Below are 13,595 nucleotides of genomic sequence, written 5' to 3' on the forward strand. Positions count from 1 at the left end.
GTCGAGCCGCACCGGCGCTCCTCCACGAGCGGGCGAGATGCGGCGGCCGAGGTTCAGGCTCGCCGATCTCCCCCCAAGGCGACACCGGCCGCGAGGGCTGACCGGTCCCGCTGATCCGCAGCCCTCTGGCTGGTTCGCCACGGGCAAGCGTCGGCGATGTCGCGGTTGAGGCCGCCGGCCATGATCGCATCCAGCTTGAAATGCGGGACGCGGACGTACCGCTGAGCCCCCAAGGCCTTGTGCAGGCCCGCGCCCCCGAAACCTGGTTCGCGAACCTTCCCGCTCACGAACGCCCCGAAGTCGTGCTGGCTTCACCCTGTCGTCGCTCCCTTGAGACCGCCGAGACCTTGCGCGCGGCGGGCGGCCGGTCTGAGGCCTACGCGAGGCCCCTGGCGAGGGCGCCCCGCAGCACGCCTGGATCCGCAATCAGGACTGGGCTTCCAGGGGCGTGGTTCGCCCGGCTCCCGGGCCGGCGCCGAGATCGGCTCCGGTGATCGGATCGGCCGAAGGGTCGGACCGGGTGCGGGCCGCAAAGGCCTGCACCGTCTTCTTGTCGGCCGCCGACAGCTTGACCGAGGCGTCCCCCGCGCCGCCGTCCACCGCCGCCTGGGCGTCGCGATCATCGACGACCTCCCACTGCTCGCCTTCGTTCCAGGCCCCTCTCGCATCGCCCTCCCCCTGGGACATGTTGTAGTATTTGTCGGCGAAGTCCGGATGGCCCGGAAGCTTGCCGGGCGGGAAGTTGGCGGGGATGGCGTAGAGGGCCTTCTCGAAGGACTTCTGGTGGGCCACTTCGCGCGTCATCAGGAAGGTCAGGGCGTCCTTGATCCCCGGATCGTCGGTGACGTTGATCAACCGCTCATAGACGATCTTGGCCCGGGACTCGGCCGCGATATTGGAGCGCAGATCGCAGGCCGGATCGCCGATGGAGTCGATATAGGCCGCCGTCCAGGGCACGCCGGCGGAGTTGATCAGAGCCGTGCCGCCCCCATAGAGGATGGACATGGTGTGGCTTTCGCCGCCTGAGGTCATGCCGGCGTAAAGGTCCGCTTCCTCCTCGGCGGCCTCGGCGAGCCTTCCCTTGGCCCCGCGGTTGAGCATGGCGACGATCGAGCCGATGATCTCCAGGTGGCTCAGTTCCTCCGTGGCGATGTCCATCAGCATGTCGCGACGACCGACGTCCTCGTCGGCCAGCCCCTGAGTGAAGTAGCGCATGGCGGCCGCCAGTTCCCCCTGGGGTCCGCCGAACTGTTCGAGCATCAGCGTGGCGAGGGCCGGGTTAGGTTCGGCGACCCGAACCGTATACATCAGCTTCTTGTTATGCATGAACATGATGTCGTCATCCGATTGATAAAAAGGAAAATAGGTTCAGAATTCGCCTGATAGCTCAGCGGCTGGCCTTCTCGCCGGCGCGCCTGAGCTCGAGGTGTTTCTCGACCAGCATGGGCAGGCTGTCGTTGACCCAGCGCGCCATGCGCACCTCCTCCTCCAGGGTGGCGGCGAGGGGGTCGTAGGCCGCCGAATAGCCCCCGCTCTCAGCCAGAAGGATCAGGGCCCGGTAGGAGGCCGCCTCGAAGTTCTCGAAGGCGTAGTTGGCGAAAGCGTTCTTCAGAATCTCGTCCTCGGCGAAGCTGTGGCTCATGGCCGCCAGATTGCCGCCGAGCGAGAGCGCAGCGTCCTTTAGCCCGGACGGCTTCTCGTCGAAGCCGTCTAGCAGGGTCTCCAGACGGAGGATCTGTCCCTCGGTCTCATGACGGTGGGCCTTCAACCGGTCGGCGACCTCGGTGAAGTTTCGGGCGCGGTCGATCTGGCGATCCATCAGGGCCAGGGCCTGGTTTTCCACGGCATGGGCGTTCTTGAGGCCCGTGACGAAGACGTCGCGCCAGACGTCGTCTGCATTGGTCATGTCGGCGTCCCTCCTTGCAGTCGGTTCAGGAGGCTAACCCCCGCGACGAGCGCCGGGACCGGCGTGTCGGGTTCAGGTCACTGCGGATCGCCGCTCCCGCCCGTCTCTTCGGGGGTCGCGCGCTGCGGACGACGGCCGGCGAGGTCGAAGCCGTCGTCCCGAGCAAGCACGTGGAGACGCACGTCGAACATGGACAGGGCGTCCTCGGCGCCGCCTTCCGAGATGTTGGAGTGGGTCGCGTCCTCTCCATCGACGACATAGACGGCGCCGTCTCCGATCACCCTCAACCGCCCCTGCTCCACCACCACAGCCGTGTTTTCGTCGACGCCCAACCCCATGAGCCGCGGGTTGTGGGCCACCGCGCCCAGCAGGCGGCCGAACCTTCCCCTTTCGGCGAAATGCTGGTCGATGATGACATTGGGGAGCAGACCGAAGCCCGGGGCCATATGCACCTCGCCGATCCGATAGGATTCCGCGCTGGGTCCCTTGACCAGCATGGTCTCGCTCATCACCGACGCGCCCGCCGACGTCCCCGCGATCACGCCGCCACGCGCATGGAGATCACGAATTCGTCGCTCTATCGGCGTGTCGCCGATCTGGCTGGCCAGCCTCAGCTGGTCGCCGCCGCTGAAGAAGACGCCTGCGGCGCCGTCGAGCAAGGCGAGAAGGTCCTGTTCGTGGCTTTCCGCCCGGTCCTCGACGTAGAGTTCGATCAGTTCCCCGACGCCGAGGCCCCTGAAGCCTTCCCGATAGCTGTCGAAATAGCCCTCGGGCTCATGGGAGGCGATGGTCGCGATGACCAGCTTGCCGCCGTCGAGACGCCGCGCGACCTCGTTGAGGATGACCCGCTCGCCGGTCTTGTCCTCATGTCCGCCGATGATGATCAGAGGGCCCTCACCCATGAGGAGGCTCCAGGATGACGCTTGGCGCATTCAGGCCCAGGGCCGAGGACGGCAAGGCGGGGCGGAAGGCCTGGATTTGCGCCCACACCGCCTCGATGCGGGTCGGCGTCAGGACGACAAGGTCGCCGGGTCGCGCCGCCTCAAGACATGCGGCCACGGCCTCCTCCTCCTTCTGCACGCCGCGGAAACGCGATGCGTCCGCTCCGCTCCGCAGCGCGCCTTCGCCAAGCAGGCGGATCACTTCTCCCGCGGGACGGCCGCGGTTGTCGGGCGTCTCCCGGAAGACGACCTCGTCGAAGAAGCCGGCGCTGATCTCGCCCATGGCGACGATCTCCTGCGTCCGCCGGTCGCCGGGGATGCTGATCATGGCGATGGTCCGTCCCCCGGCGGGACGGATCGCGGCCACGAGGCCGCCGAGCGCCCGGAGGCCGTCCGGATTATGGGCGTAGTCCATGATGACCCGGAAGCCGTGCCGGTCGCAGATGTTGAGGCGACCGGGATTCTGCTCGTAGCTGGACGTGAAGCCGGCGAGAGCCCGGCCGATCCGCTCCGGAGGCACGCCCACGCCGTAGCAGGTCGCCGCAGCCGCCAGGCTGTTGGCCACATTGAAGGCCGCCGCCCCGCCCAGGGTCGAGGGCAGTTCGGCCGCATGGGCCAGCCGGCGGCGCTCGCCCCTGTCGTGAAGCTCGATCGCTCCGCTTGCGGCGTCATAGAGGACTGCGGCGCCGCCTTCGGCCACGTGCTTGAGCAGGAAGCCCGGCGTCTCGGCGCCGCCCCGCATGGAGAACCAGCAGACCCGTCCCCCCGCATGGCGGGCCATGCGCAGGGTGAGCGGATCATCGGCGTTGAGGACGCTGAGCCCCCTGCGCGACACCGCCTCGGCTACGACCGACTTCACCTTCGCCAGGTCCTCCAGCGTGTCCACGCCCTTGAGGCCCAGGTGGTCGGGCTGGACATTGAGGACGCAGCCGACGTCGCAGCGGTCGAAGGCGAGGCCCTCGCGCAGGATGCCGCCCCGGGCGCACTCGAGCACTGCGACGTCGATGACCGGATCACTGAGCACCATCCTGGCGCTGCGCGGACCGCTGGCGTCGCCGGCGCGGATTCGTTCTCCGTCGACATAGACGCCGCTGGTGTTGGTCAGGCCCACGGTCCGTCCTTCCGCCTGCAGCACATGGGCGATCATCCGGCCCACGGTCGACTTTCCGTTGGTGCCGGTCACCGCGATGACGGGAATGCGGGACCGGACGCCCCGCGGGAACATCATCTCGACGATCGGCCGGGCGACATCCCTCGCCTCGCCTTCGGAAGGCGACAGATGCATGCGCAATCCCGGCGCCGCATTGACCTCGACCACGCCGCCGCCGGTGTCGCGCACCGAACGGCGGATGTCCGGGGCCAGAAGATCCACCCCGGCCACGTCGAGCCCAAGGGCCAGGGCGGCCCGCCGCGCTATGGCGGCGTTGGCCGGATGAATCTCTTGGGTCCGGTCGGTCGCCGTCCCTCCGGACGAGAGGTTGGCGGCGGTCCGGAGCAGGACCCTGACGCCGGCCTCCGGAACGCTTTCGGGCGACAGGCCCTGGCGGGCCAGAAGCGCCAGCGCCTCCTCGTCGAGGCGAATCCGGGTCAGGCTGTTTTCATGGCCCACGCCCCGGCGGGGATCGGAGTTGACCTCCTCGACCAGTTCCGCGACCGAACGACGTCCGTCGCCCTCGACGCAGGGCGGCCGGCGCTCGGCGACCGCGACGACCCTGCCGTCCACCACGAGCACCCGGTAATCCCGCCCCGGAAGCTCCTGTTCGACGATGACCCGCCGTCCGTGGGGCGCGGCCAGGGCGAAGGCCTTCCTGACGGCTTCCGACGTGTCCAGGCCTGTGGTCACGCCCCGTCCGTGGTTGCCGTCAAGCGGCTTGACCACAACCCTGCCGCCCAGGCGGGCGGCGGCGGCGACCGCCTCGTCCGCGGTGCGCGCCACCTCGCCCCGCGCCGTCGGACAACCGACCGCTTCGAGCAGGGTCTTGGCCTGGGCCTTGTCCCCCGCCAGTTCGGCGGCGATCAGCCCCGTGCGATCCGTCACGCTGGCGCGGAGGAGTCTTTGCCGCGCACCCCAGCCCAGACGCAGGAGGCTGCCGGAATTGAGACGTTCGACAGGAATCCCCCGGCGTCTCGCCGCGTCGACGAGGGCCTGGGTGGAGGGTCCGAAGGCCGTCCGGCGCACCGCCTCGCGGAGAATGGTCCCGGCTTCATCGGCGCTGACGGCGCCCGGCAGGCGCGCATCAAGGCTGTCCGCGCAGACCCGGTCCAAGTCGCTGATCCCCGCGAGCGCTTCGGGCAGCAGGGCGTTGCAGACCTGAAGGGCCAGGCGTCCCGCCAGCAGGGCCGTGGTCTCGTCGCGATAGATGTAGAGGATGTCGTAGACGCCCGGCTGGCCGCGCACCGAACGCGTCTTGCCGCGGGTGACGGGGGTTCCGGCGCGGGTCTGGAGTTCGAGCGCGACATGCTCCACGACGTGGCCGAACCAGGTCCCGTCACGCAGGCGACGCACCAGCCCTCCCGGCTCGCCATAGCAGCAGCCGTGCCGCTCAAGGCCCGGCAGCGCCTCCAGCAGGCGCGCCGTGAAATCGCCGAGCCGATCCGTCGGCCAGTCCTCCATCCGACCCAGGTCGAGGCGGATGCGCGCCATGGGCCGGGCGCTGTAAAGATGGGGACCGCGATAGAGGCTCCGCTCCAGGACCTGCATCGCCCGCGCTCCGCTCGTCGTCGTCGCGTTCATGCGGCCAACTCGCGAGGCGCTTCCTCGGTCATGCCGCGCACGAGGGCGCGGACCACCATGGCGGCGGCGACGGCGCGTGACGGGGCCTGGCCGGCGACAAGAGCCGCCCCGTCCGCCGGGTCCGTCACGGCCCAGGTCCAGGCCTCGTCGACCCGGCTGATCGTCCAGTTAAATCCAGTCTCATCCATGCGACGCCTCCCTGAAGGACTGGATGAACCGACGGTCCCGAAGGCAGTTCCACTGTCCGAAACCGGACACGGAGCCCGGGATTTCGCCGCCTCCGGACCTCGCGGGAACCCGGGGTAGCGACAGGACGTATGGCAGTCCCGATCACAGGAGCCTTTCATGTCGTCAGAGCGTCCAGCCTCGCTCCCCGCCCCCGAACCTTCGGACCCGGCGGGCTTTCATCGTCGGTTGGCGCACTGGAACCACCGCCGCCTCGCCCCGGCCACGCCGCGACCGTCCTGGCGCGACGATCTCCGCCATGATGCGGAGATGATGCTGGTCGAGGGCGACTTCGTCGAACGCGCCCGGACCGAGGCCGCGCCCTGGCTGGCCGACCTGCCGACCACGGCCGACGCCTTCGTCGCCTGGTTCGAGGGGCTCAAGGGCTCCGGCCCCGGGGAGGCGGACCCGCTCTTCCCCTGGCTCGCCGAGACGGCGACGATGGAGGAGATGCGCTGGTTCCTGCTGCAGGAGGTGGCGGGCGAGGCCGGGTTCGAGGATCTCGTGGCCATGGCCCAGGTCAAGATGCCGGCCCGTCCCAAGCTCGAACTGGCGCGCAACTACTGGGACGAAATGGGCCGCGGGTCGGAAGCCGGCATGCACGGTCCCATGCTGGACCGTCTCGCCATGGCGCTCAACCTGCATCCCCGTATCGATGAGACGGCGTGGCCGTCCCTCGCCCTTGGCAACACCCTGGTCGCCTTCTCCACCCAGAGGCGCTACGCCTATCACGCCCTCGGCGCCCTGGGGGCGGTCGAGCTGACCGCGCCATGGAGAGCCGCTCACGTGGCCGAGGGCCTGAAGCGGCTCGGGGTCGGCGTCGAGCGCAAGTATTTCGCCCTTCACGCCACCCTGGACATCGCCCATTCCGAGGCCTGGAACGAGGAGGTGCTTCGCCCCCTCGTCGCGGAGCGCCCGGAGTGCGTCCGCGCTCTGGCTGAAGGCGCTATCATGCGGCTCATGGCCGGCGCCCGCTGCTTCGACGCCTACCGGGCCCATCTCTGGGGCGCAGCCCCCCTGCGTCGCTCCGCGTGAGGTCGCAGGTCCATTCGCCCGCCGACGCCGCCCTCCTCGATCTGCTCTCCCGCCTGGAAGCCGCCGGATACGACTTCGTCTCGCCCACCCCGGCCACGCATGGCCTGGTCGCCCGACGGCGCCGGGCGGAAGCGCCCGACCTCCTCCGGGACATCCTGGGCTGGGGCCGGGCCTTCGATCCGCCGCTCGCCCCGGCATGGCTTCTGGACGTCCTGACAAAGGCCGGGGCTCTGGAGGAAGACGGGAACGGGCTCCGCTCCCGGCTCCGCGTCAGTCGTCTGGACGGCAGGCTGCACCTGCATTCCGCCTCCTCGGCGGAGGAACAGGCCGTCTTCCTGGGACCGGACAGCTATCGCTACGTCCGCTTCCTTGGCCAGACCTTGCCCGGCTCCGCCTGGCGACGAGCGCTCGAGATCGGAGTCGGCGCGGGAGCCGGAGCCCTCGCGATCGCCGCCCTCGATCCCCAATCCTCCGTCGTCGCCACCGACATCAACCCTCGGGCCCTGCGCCTCAGCCGCCTCAACGCCCGGCACGCCGGTCTCGCGATCGATCTTCGCCTCGGCGGCTTTCCCGCGGACGGCGCCTGGGACCTCATCACGGCCAATCCGCCCTATATGGAAGGCCGCGGCGGGCGGCTGTACCGCGACGGCGGCGGCCTGCACGGGGCGGCGGTCGCGCTGGACTGGGCGCGCGAAGCTCTGTCCCGTCTCGCGCCCGGCGGACGCTTCGTGCTCTACACCGGGGCCCCGGTCGTGGCGGGCGAAGACCTGGTGCGCGCCGCCCTCGCCGACCTGACCCGCCGGCGCGGCGCCCGGCTGGTTTATGAGGAGATTGATCCTGACGTCTTCGGCGCCAGCCTCGCCCGCCCCTCCTACGCCGAGGTCGAACGCATCGCCGCCGTCGGCGCGGTGATCGCGGTCTGATCCGCGGCCAGGCCTCTGTGTCGGCTTCCGGTCTCAACCGGCCGACCTGTCCGCGGAACGTTAGGACCTGACCGACGTCACAGGGAGAAGAAAGGCATGTCCGTCATCGACAAGGCGCTCGCCGCCATCACGCCCGCGCCCTCGGCGGAAAAGCGGGCCGAGGCCACGGCGGCCGCGCGGGAGGCCGCCGCACCCGGAGACTGGCTGTCCGCGGCCCTGGATCATCATGAGGCGATCCGGGCGGCGTTCCGGTCCGGACGAGAGGCGGCTCCGGGCGAGGAGCGTCTGGCGGCGCGGGACGCCCTCGCCCTCGTCCTCAACGGCCACAGCCTGGCGGAGGAACTGGTGCTCTATCCGGCCATGGCCCGCCACGGACAAAAGGGCCAGGCCGGTCTGGCCTATGGCGAGCAGACCGCCGCCAAGTTGCAGATGGCGGAACTCGAGACCATCCCGCCGGACTCCCAAGCTTGGCTCAACAAGTGGGAGCATGTCGAAGGCGCCGTCCTGACCCATATGTACGAGGAGGAGCACGGCTGGTTTCTCCATCTGAAGGCCCATGCCGGGGATCAGGAGCGACTGAAGATGCGCTATCTTCAGGAGTTCGACCGCTATGTGGGCGGCTGACCCTTGATGTCGTCCACGGATCGCGGACATCCCGCGGGGGACCGTCCCGCCCTGCTGATCATAGACATGATCAACGACCTGGAATTCGACGGCGCCGCGGCGATCCTGGACCAGGCCGAAGCCGCGAGCCTCGTCATCCACGACCTTCGTGCGACCGCCCGTCGCTGCGGCGCGCCCGTCGTCTACGTCAATGACAACTTCGACCGCTGGTCCGAAGACCGCCGCCAGATCGTCGAGCGGGCCTGCCGCGCCGGGGCGCGGGGGGCGTCGATCTCCCGCCGGCTGGCCCCCGCCGACGACGATGTCTTCGTCATCAAACCCCAGCAGTCGGGCTTCTACGGCACAGGTCTGCCGGTGCTCCTGCCCTCCCTCGGCGCCACCCGCCTGGTCCTGGTGGGTCTCGCCGCGGATCTCTGCGTCCTGTTTACGGCCGCCGACGCCCACATGCGGTCCTACGACCTCTGGACGCCTCGCGACGCTCTGGTGCCCTCCCGTCCCGGACGGCTGGCGCCGGCGCTGGAGATCCTTTCGGAAGGCCTGGGCGCCGACACCCGCCCCGCGGCCGACCTCGACGCCGCCTTCTGGACCGGCGGCGCTTCGAACCACGCCTGATTTCCTCCACGGGCTCGGGCGAAATGCGCGAAAACCAACCTATGTGAAGAACTGGACGCCGAAGCCGTGCTGTTGGTCGAAGGCCATGAAGAATCAGTCGGATACAGGTCCTGAAGCGCGGCTCACCGCCCCCCTGGAGCTTATGCTGGCCAGCTTCGCTCCGGTAGGAGTTGAAGGCAGGGACCTGATCCGTCGCAGCTTCACCGGCGCGCCCCAGCACCAGCCGTCGGGCGCCGCCGTTCTCATGGATCCCGAACGTGACCAGGCCAGGCTGGTGGCGAGCGGCTGGATCGCGCGCGGCGCCATGCTGAACGACGGGCGACGCCAGATCATCGGTCTCAGCCTCCCCGGCGACGTGATCGTGGCCTCGGGATCGGTAGACGCCGATCTCCTGGTCTGGGCCCTGACCGACGTCGTCACGGTGGACGCCACCGCCTTCTGGAACACGCTTTCCGAACCCGGCGCCCAGGCCTCCTCCCTGAGCGAGGCCTGGCGGCGCTGCCGGACGGCCGAGCGGCTGCGCATGGCGCGCCAGGTCGTCCGGCTCGGCCGGCTCAACGCCTACGAACGCACGGCCCACCTGCTGCTGGAAATGCACGAACGCCAGGTGCGCCTGGGAACGGCGCACGGCGGCGCCCTCCACCTTCCCCTGACCCAGGACGTGCTCGCCGACATCCTCGGCCTGAGCACGGTCCACATGAACCGCACGCTCCAGCAACTCCGGCGCGACGTCCTCGTCGACTATCGCACGGGACGCACCCTGCTGCAGGACCTGCCCGGTCTCGTCCAGGCGGCCAATCTCAGCGCGGTCTGCGGGCCGCTCATTCCCTCGGCCGTATGAGGCCCGCGCGGCGGGAACCCGCCGGTCGAGGAGAGGTTGAACCTCAAGCCCGCTCGCGAGGACGCCATGACCCGAAACCCTGACAAGCCGACCCGACCCGACCCCGAGGAGAACACCGACCCTACGGTAACCGCGCCGGCCCGGACCGACGGACGGACCGACGGTCTGGAGGAAAACAAGCCCATCAAGATCTTCCGCGCCGGACAGAACGCGGGCGGCGACACCCGTTCCGCGGCGGCCTCGACCCGAACCTAGATTGCGCCGCCTGCGGTCCCCGACCATGCATCGGCGCGGTGCCTCCGCACCCGGGCCCAAATCGTGGGACACTGGCGACATCGGGGCGGGCTCGCTTTTTCCCTGCGGCAAGGGTGGACTCCCCGCGCTGAGGGAGACCCGTCTTCCTAACCCATGTTGTTGGGCGCCCCTGCACCCAGGGCCAGGATGGCTACATGTCCAGAGCGGGATCCGGAACGAAAAGGCGCGGCGGCCTTCTTGGCCGGTTGCTGGCCTTCTTCTTGGGCGGTACGCCGCTGATGCGACGCTCGGGCGGGGCCCGGCGTCAAGCGGCGCCCCGGCGACCGGCTCCAACCCGGCGCGGCTGAGCGCCTCTCAGTCCGTCGTCCTGTCGTCAATGAAGCTTGAGCCGTCCCGAAACCCGGCGATGGAACAATCGGCTCAGAGCCAGCAGGACGGTCCTGCGCAGGCCCACGACGACGTGGTGGTGCTGGAGGTGCAGGGCCATATAGGCCCAACGGGCGATAAGGCCCTCGATCAGGAAGTCAGGCCCGGCGAGTCCGCCCATGAGGGAGCCCAGCCCGTGGCCTGGGCCGAGGGAGATGAGGGATCCCCTGTCGCGGTAATGATAGGGCCCGGGATCACCCGGGCGCGTGAGCGCCCTTGCCAGATAGGCGGCCTCCTGCGAGGCGGCCTGGGCCCTTGCCGGCACCGCGCGCCCGTCGGGGCCGGGCGCCTCGGCGCAGTCGCCCATGGCGTAGACGCCCGGCGAGGAGGCGCGGAGCCGATCGTCCACGATGAACTGGTTGAGGCGCCCCGTGGCCAGGCCGAGCCGCCTGTTGATCTCGGCCGCCTTGACCCCGGCGGCCCAGACGATCAGGTCGGCCGGAATGTCGCCGGCGCTGGTCTCCAGCCCGTCGGCCCGGACGCGCGTCACCCGCGCCCCGACGACGAGCCGGACGCCGCGCGCCCGCAAGGCGCGGGCCGCCTTGTCGGCGACCGTCTCGGGAAGACCGCCGAGTATGCGCGGCGCGGCCTCCGCCACCGTCACCTCGAGCGTGAATCGCTCGGTCGGGTCGAGCGCCGCCGACAGGACCGCATGTCCTTCCAGAAGCTCGGTGGCGAGTTCGACCCCCGTCGCCCCGGCGCCGACAATGGCGATCCGGAGCAGGCGGCGACCGTCATAGGCCGATGAAAGGAAGAGCGCGGCGAGCCGACGATGAAAGGCCTCCGCATCCGCCACATCCTCCAGCAGACAGGCGTGTTCCGCCGCGCCCGGCGTGTCGAACAGATGGCTGCCGGCGCCCGTCGCCAGGACCAGGCGCTCGAAGTCCAGCGACCGCGCCCCGATCAGGAGGCCGCCGTCGGCGTCCCGGGTTTCGGCCAGGTGAAGGCGGCGCGCCGCGAGATCGAGACCTTCAAGCTCGCCCAGCACGAACCTGAAGTGGTTTCGGCGCGCGAGCATCAGATAGTCGAGACCTTCCTGTCTCGAGTCCAGCGAGCCTGCCGCGACTTCATGAAGGGAGGGCTTCCAAAGGTGGAAGACCGCCCGGTCTATGAGGAGCACCCTCCGCGGCCCTTCGCGAGGGCCCAGCCGGCGCCCAAGGAGAGCGGCCAGCTCCAGGCCGCCCGCGCCCCCGCCCACGATGACGATCTGGTTCTGCATCCTGAAACAATCCCCGCCTCCTGCAGGGGTTGCGAAAGGACCGGCGCCGCGCCTGACGGCCCGGCTTCATGGGGTCCGCCTGATCTCTTTTCGCGCCAGTGACCAAAAGCGGACTCTGGGCGCCGCGGCCCGGACGAGGGGCTTTCAGTCCCGTCCCTGCGCCGCAAAGAAGGAGGTTTGATCATGCTCGCCGGGCTCCGCTATCTCGACAGTCGGTTCAAGGACCATCTTGAATCAGAAACGGGCGCTGAACGCCCTGCCGAACTCTGCCGGCTGTTCGCCATGGTCTCCATCATCCGCGAGGAACTGCTTTACCCCCGCTATGTCGATATCGACCGCCCGGTCGTGGACGACCTGATCGCGATCATGGACTTGATGCGGGTCATCGCAGGCGAGGTGGAGACCGCGACGCCGTCCGAGATTCTGGCGACCCGCGCCTGGATCCGGCAATGGCGGCGTCTATGGCGGGACCACGCCGCCCTCGAGGAGGCTCCGAACGGCCCGCTTGAGCGGCTAGGCTCCCTCCCTCGCGACGACTATGGCGAAACCGACCTGAAAGAACGGCTGGCCGGGCTGGACGGTCTTTCGGACGTGCCGGTTCCGGAGCCGGTCTCCCTGTGGAAATTCCGCAACCACCGCCGCCCTTCGGGCCTCGTCCTCGACGGCCTCGAGTTCGACCAGGCCTAGACCGGCGCCCTCGTCAGCCTCAGATAGGCAGGATCGAACTCCGCCTGCCTGACCAGGGCGTCCCAGTCGCCGATCTCGACGACGCGTCCCGCCCACCTGATCAGTCCCGCACTACGAAGCTGGGCGATGGACCGGTTGACGTGGACGTCGGACAGACCGAGGACGTCCGCGAGCACGGCCTGGCTGAGCGGCACCTCCATTCTGCCGCCTCCTGCGCGATGGACGATCTCCAGGCGGAGGTAGAGTTCGCACAGCAGATGGGCGAGCCGCGCCACCGCGGTCCGGCGCCCCAGGCCTGCGACCCATTGCCGGTGCACGGCGGCGTCGATCAGGGTGTCCAGCCAGAGCAGGCGGGTGAGATGGGGTTGGTTCTCCGTCAGCCGACGCAGGCCGTCGTGCGGAGACTGGGCGACCGTACAACGCGTAAGAGCGACCACTCCATGATCCATGGGGCTCATCATCAGACTGTGAAGATCGACGAAGTCGCCTGGCACGTTCAGTTCCGTGATCTGCCTTGCGCCGTTCGTCAGCATGACATAGCGGGCGGCGAAGCCGTCGAGGACGAGGGTGCTGACCCCCGGCGACGAATGCTGCCTGACGATGTCCCGCCCCGCCGGTATGACGATCGGAGGCTGGAGAAGCCCTTCCAGAACCTCCTCCTCTCGCCCGGAGAGTTCATCGCGACGCGACAGCTTCTGGATCAGGGGGCTGATCAGGACGGTCTCCTCGGTGCATGGCGCGCCTGTATAAGCCCCGGGCGGGAGACGCGTTCCGTGACGGGACCGGCTGTCTCTCAGTGTCTCGGGCTGATCTCTCCCCCCGCCGGCGCGACGCCCCTGGCGTCCGACGAGACGTTGAAGCGCAGTTCCCCGTCCTCGAAGACCCGGGCCTCCTGGAATGTCCGGCTCCCGCCCAGACGGCGCTTCACCTGTGCGACGGCCGCCTGCGCCTCATCGGCGACGACGGTCTCGGTTCTCAGCACGCCAGTCCCGCGTGCGCTGTAGCAGACGGTGTAAAGGGCCATGTCGCCTCCTGTTCCGGAAGCTCAATTCGGCGTCTCGCCCGTCGTTCCTTGTGCACAGAGCCGGACTCTGACCGCAAACAGGCCGCGGGCTGCAAGCGTCTTTCCAGACTCCTCTCGCTTTTCCTAACCCATGTAAGTGCGGT

The 13,595-nt window shown here is 69.3% G+C and carries 16 protein-coding genes; 8 read left to right on the plus strand and 8 right to left on the minus strand.

The genetic code is table 11. The annotated features are described in order from the left end of the window. Window positions 1–200: 200 nt before the first annotated feature. Window positions 201–494 (plus strand): histidine phosphatase family protein, encoded by a 294-nt coding sequence (locus B3K53_RS16190; RefSeq protein WP_409515767.1) that lies wholly within the window; start codon window positions 201–203, stop codon window positions 492–494. On the opposite strand, the gene B3K53_RS05460 is transcribed toward B3K53_RS16190, so the two are convergent. From B3K53_RS05460 to B3K53_RS05480, 5 genes are all read right to left on the minus strand, one after another. Continuing rightward, window positions 427–1,332: a manganese catalase family protein gene (locus B3K53_RS05460; protein WP_292083098.1), complete on the minus strand. Its 906-nt coding sequence runs from the start codon at window positions 1,330–1,332 to the stop codon at window positions 427–429. The two genes, B3K53_RS16190 and B3K53_RS05460, sit on opposite strands and share 68 nt — an antisense overlap. Before the next feature lie 55 nt (window positions 1,333–1,387). Further along, on the minus strand, window positions 1,388–1,906 hold the full coding sequence (locus tag B3K53_RS05465) for a ferritin-like domain-containing protein (protein ID WP_292083099.1): 519 nt from the start codon (window positions 1,904–1,906) through the stop codon (window positions 1,388–1,390). A gap of 77 nt (window positions 1,907–1,983) precedes the next feature. Further along, window positions 1,984–2,808: a cyanophycinase gene (locus B3K53_RS05470; protein ID WP_292083100.1), complete on the minus strand. Its 825-nt coding sequence runs from the start codon at window positions 2,806–2,808 to the stop codon at window positions 1,984–1,986. Continuing rightward, a complete protein-coding gene (cphA, locus tag B3K53_RS05475; protein WP_292083101.1) occupies window positions 2,801–5,581 on the minus strand; it encodes a cyanophycin synthetase in 2,781 nt (926 codons plus the stop codon). Before cphA ends, B3K53_RS05470 begins: the two co-directional genes overlap by 8 nt. Then, complete coding sequence (locus tag B3K53_RS05480; RefSeq protein WP_292083102.1) at window positions 5,578–5,769, minus strand: hypothetical protein; 192 nt, start codon at window positions 5,767–5,769, stop codon at window positions 5,578–5,580. The genes cphA and B3K53_RS05480 overlap by 4 nt, the downstream gene beginning before the upstream one ends. A 157-nt stretch (window positions 5,770–5,926) precedes the next feature. Between B3K53_RS05480 and B3K53_RS05485 the strand changes: the two genes are divergently transcribed. From B3K53_RS05485 to B3K53_RS05510, 6 genes are all read left to right on the plus strand, one after another. Further along, window positions 5,927–6,841, plus strand: a complete 915-nt coding sequence (locus tag B3K53_RS05485; protein WP_292083103.1) for an iron-containing redox enzyme family protein — start codon at window positions 5,927–5,929, stop codon at window positions 6,839–6,841. Continuing rightward, entirely contained in the window at window positions 6,838–7,764 is a 927-nt protein-coding gene (locus tag B3K53_RS05490; RefSeq protein WP_292083105.1) for a methyltransferase, read from the plus strand. The genes B3K53_RS05485 and B3K53_RS05490 overlap by 4 nt, the downstream gene beginning before the upstream one ends. A 96-nt stretch (window positions 7,765–7,860) precedes the next feature. After that, window positions 7,861–8,388 (plus strand): hemerythrin domain-containing protein, encoded by a 528-nt coding sequence (locus tag B3K53_RS05495; protein WP_292083106.1) that lies wholly within the window; start codon window positions 7,861–7,863, stop codon window positions 8,386–8,388. A 6-nt stretch (window positions 8,389–8,394) separates the two neighbouring features. Then, the gene (locus tag B3K53_RS05500) at window positions 8,395–9,000 is read left to right on the plus strand and encodes a cysteine hydrolase family protein (RefSeq protein WP_292083107.1); all 606 of its coding nucleotides are present in this window, start codon (window positions 8,395–8,397) and stop codon (window positions 8,998–9,000) included. Between the two features lie 85 nt (window positions 9,001–9,085). Continuing rightward, window positions 9,086–9,841, plus strand: a complete 756-nt coding sequence (locus B3K53_RS05505) for a Crp/Fnr family transcriptional regulator (RefSeq protein WP_292083108.1) — start codon at window positions 9,086–9,088, stop codon at window positions 9,839–9,841. A 66-nt stretch (window positions 9,842–9,907) separates the two neighbouring features. Continuing rightward, on the plus strand, window positions 9,908–10,096 hold the full coding sequence (locus B3K53_RS05510; protein WP_292083109.1) for a hypothetical protein: 189 nt from the start codon (window positions 9,908–9,910) through the stop codon (window positions 10,094–10,096). Window positions 10,097–10,469: 373 nt separating this feature from the next. Here B3K53_RS05510 and B3K53_RS05515 read toward each other — a convergent pair whose 3' ends face one another. Further along, window positions 10,470–11,741 (minus strand): NAD(P)/FAD-dependent oxidoreductase, encoded by a 1,272-nt coding sequence (locus tag B3K53_RS05515; RefSeq protein ID WP_292083110.1) that lies wholly within the window; start codon window positions 11,739–11,741, stop codon window positions 10,470–10,472. 183 nt (window positions 11,742–11,924) lie between these two features. Here B3K53_RS05515 and B3K53_RS05520 point away from each other — a divergent pair, with 183 nt between their 5' ends. Next, window positions 11,925–12,428 (plus strand): hypothetical protein, encoded by a 504-nt coding sequence (locus B3K53_RS05520; RefSeq protein ID WP_292083111.1) that lies wholly within the window; start codon window positions 11,925–11,927, stop codon window positions 12,426–12,428. Here B3K53_RS05520 and B3K53_RS05525 read toward each other — a convergent pair. Together B3K53_RS05525 and B3K53_RS05530 are read right to left on the minus strand one after the other, a co-directional pair. Then, entirely contained in the window at window positions 12,425–13,327 is a 903-nt protein-coding gene (locus B3K53_RS05525) for a Crp/Fnr family transcriptional regulator (RefSeq protein ID WP_349680924.1), read from the minus strand. The two genes, B3K53_RS05520 and B3K53_RS05525, sit on opposite strands and share 4 nt — an antisense overlap. Next, complete coding sequence (locus B3K53_RS05530; RefSeq protein ID WP_292083112.1) at window positions 13,222–13,452, minus strand: hypothetical protein; 231 nt, start codon at window positions 13,450–13,452, stop codon at window positions 13,222–13,224. The genes B3K53_RS05525 and B3K53_RS05530 overlap by 106 nt, the downstream gene beginning before the upstream one ends. Window positions 13,453–13,595 lie beyond the last annotated feature (143 nt).

It is taken from the genome of Brevundimonas sp. UBA7506 (assembly GCF_002479495.1).
Taxonomy (GTDB): Bacteria; Pseudomonadota; Alphaproteobacteria; order Caulobacterales; family Caulobacteraceae; genus Brevundimonas.

Coding starts and splice junctions, on each gene's coding strand:
- B3K53_RS16190 (WP_409515767.1), top strand. CDS start 201: ATGCGGGACGCGGACGTACCGCTGAGCCCCCAAGGCCTTGTGCAGGCC.
- B3K53_RS05460 (WP_292083098.1), bottom strand. CDS start 1,332: ATGTTCATGCATAACAAGAAGCTGATGTATACGGTTCGGGTCGCCGAA.
- B3K53_RS05465 (WP_292083099.1), bottom strand. CDS start 1,906: ATGACCAATGCAGACGACGTCTGGCGCGACGTCTTCGTCACGGGCCTC.
- B3K53_RS05470 (WP_292083100.1), bottom strand. CDS start 2,808: ATGGGTGAGGGCCCTCTGATCATCATCGGCGGACATGAGGACAAGACC.
- cphA (WP_292083101.1), bottom strand. CDS start 5,581: ATGAACGCGACGACGACGAGCGGAGCGCGGGCGATGCAGGTCCTGGAG.
- B3K53_RS05480 (WP_292083102.1), bottom strand. CDS start 5,769: ATGGATGAGACTGGATTTAACTGGACGATCAGCCGGGTCGACGAGGCC.
- B3K53_RS05485 (WP_292083103.1), top strand. CDS start 5,927: ATGTCGTCAGAGCGTCCAGCCTCGCTCCCCGCCCCCGAACCTTCGGAC.
- B3K53_RS05495 (WP_292083106.1), top strand. CDS start 7,861: ATGTCCGTCATCGACAAGGCGCTCGCCGCCATCACGCCCGCGCCCTCG.
- B3K53_RS05500 (WP_292083107.1), top strand. CDS start 8,395: ATGTCGTCCACGGATCGCGGACATCCCGCGGGGGACCGTCCCGCCCTG.
- B3K53_RS05505 (WP_292083108.1), top strand. CDS start 9,086: ATGAAGAATCAGTCGGATACAGGTCCTGAAGCGCGGCTCACCGCCCCC.
- B3K53_RS05510 (WP_292083109.1), top strand. CDS start 9,908: ATGACCCGAAACCCTGACAAGCCGACCCGACCCGACCCCGAGGAGAAC.
- B3K53_RS05515 (WP_292083110.1), bottom strand. CDS start 11,741: ATGCAGAACCAGATCGTCATCGTGGGCGGGGGCGCGGGCGGCCTGGAG.
- B3K53_RS05520 (WP_292083111.1), top strand. CDS start 11,925: ATGCTCGCCGGGCTCCGCTATCTCGACAGTCGGTTCAAGGACCATCTT.
- B3K53_RS05530 (WP_292083112.1), bottom strand. CDS start 13,452: ATGGCCCTTTACACCGTCTGCTACAGCGCACGCGGGACTGGCGTGCTG.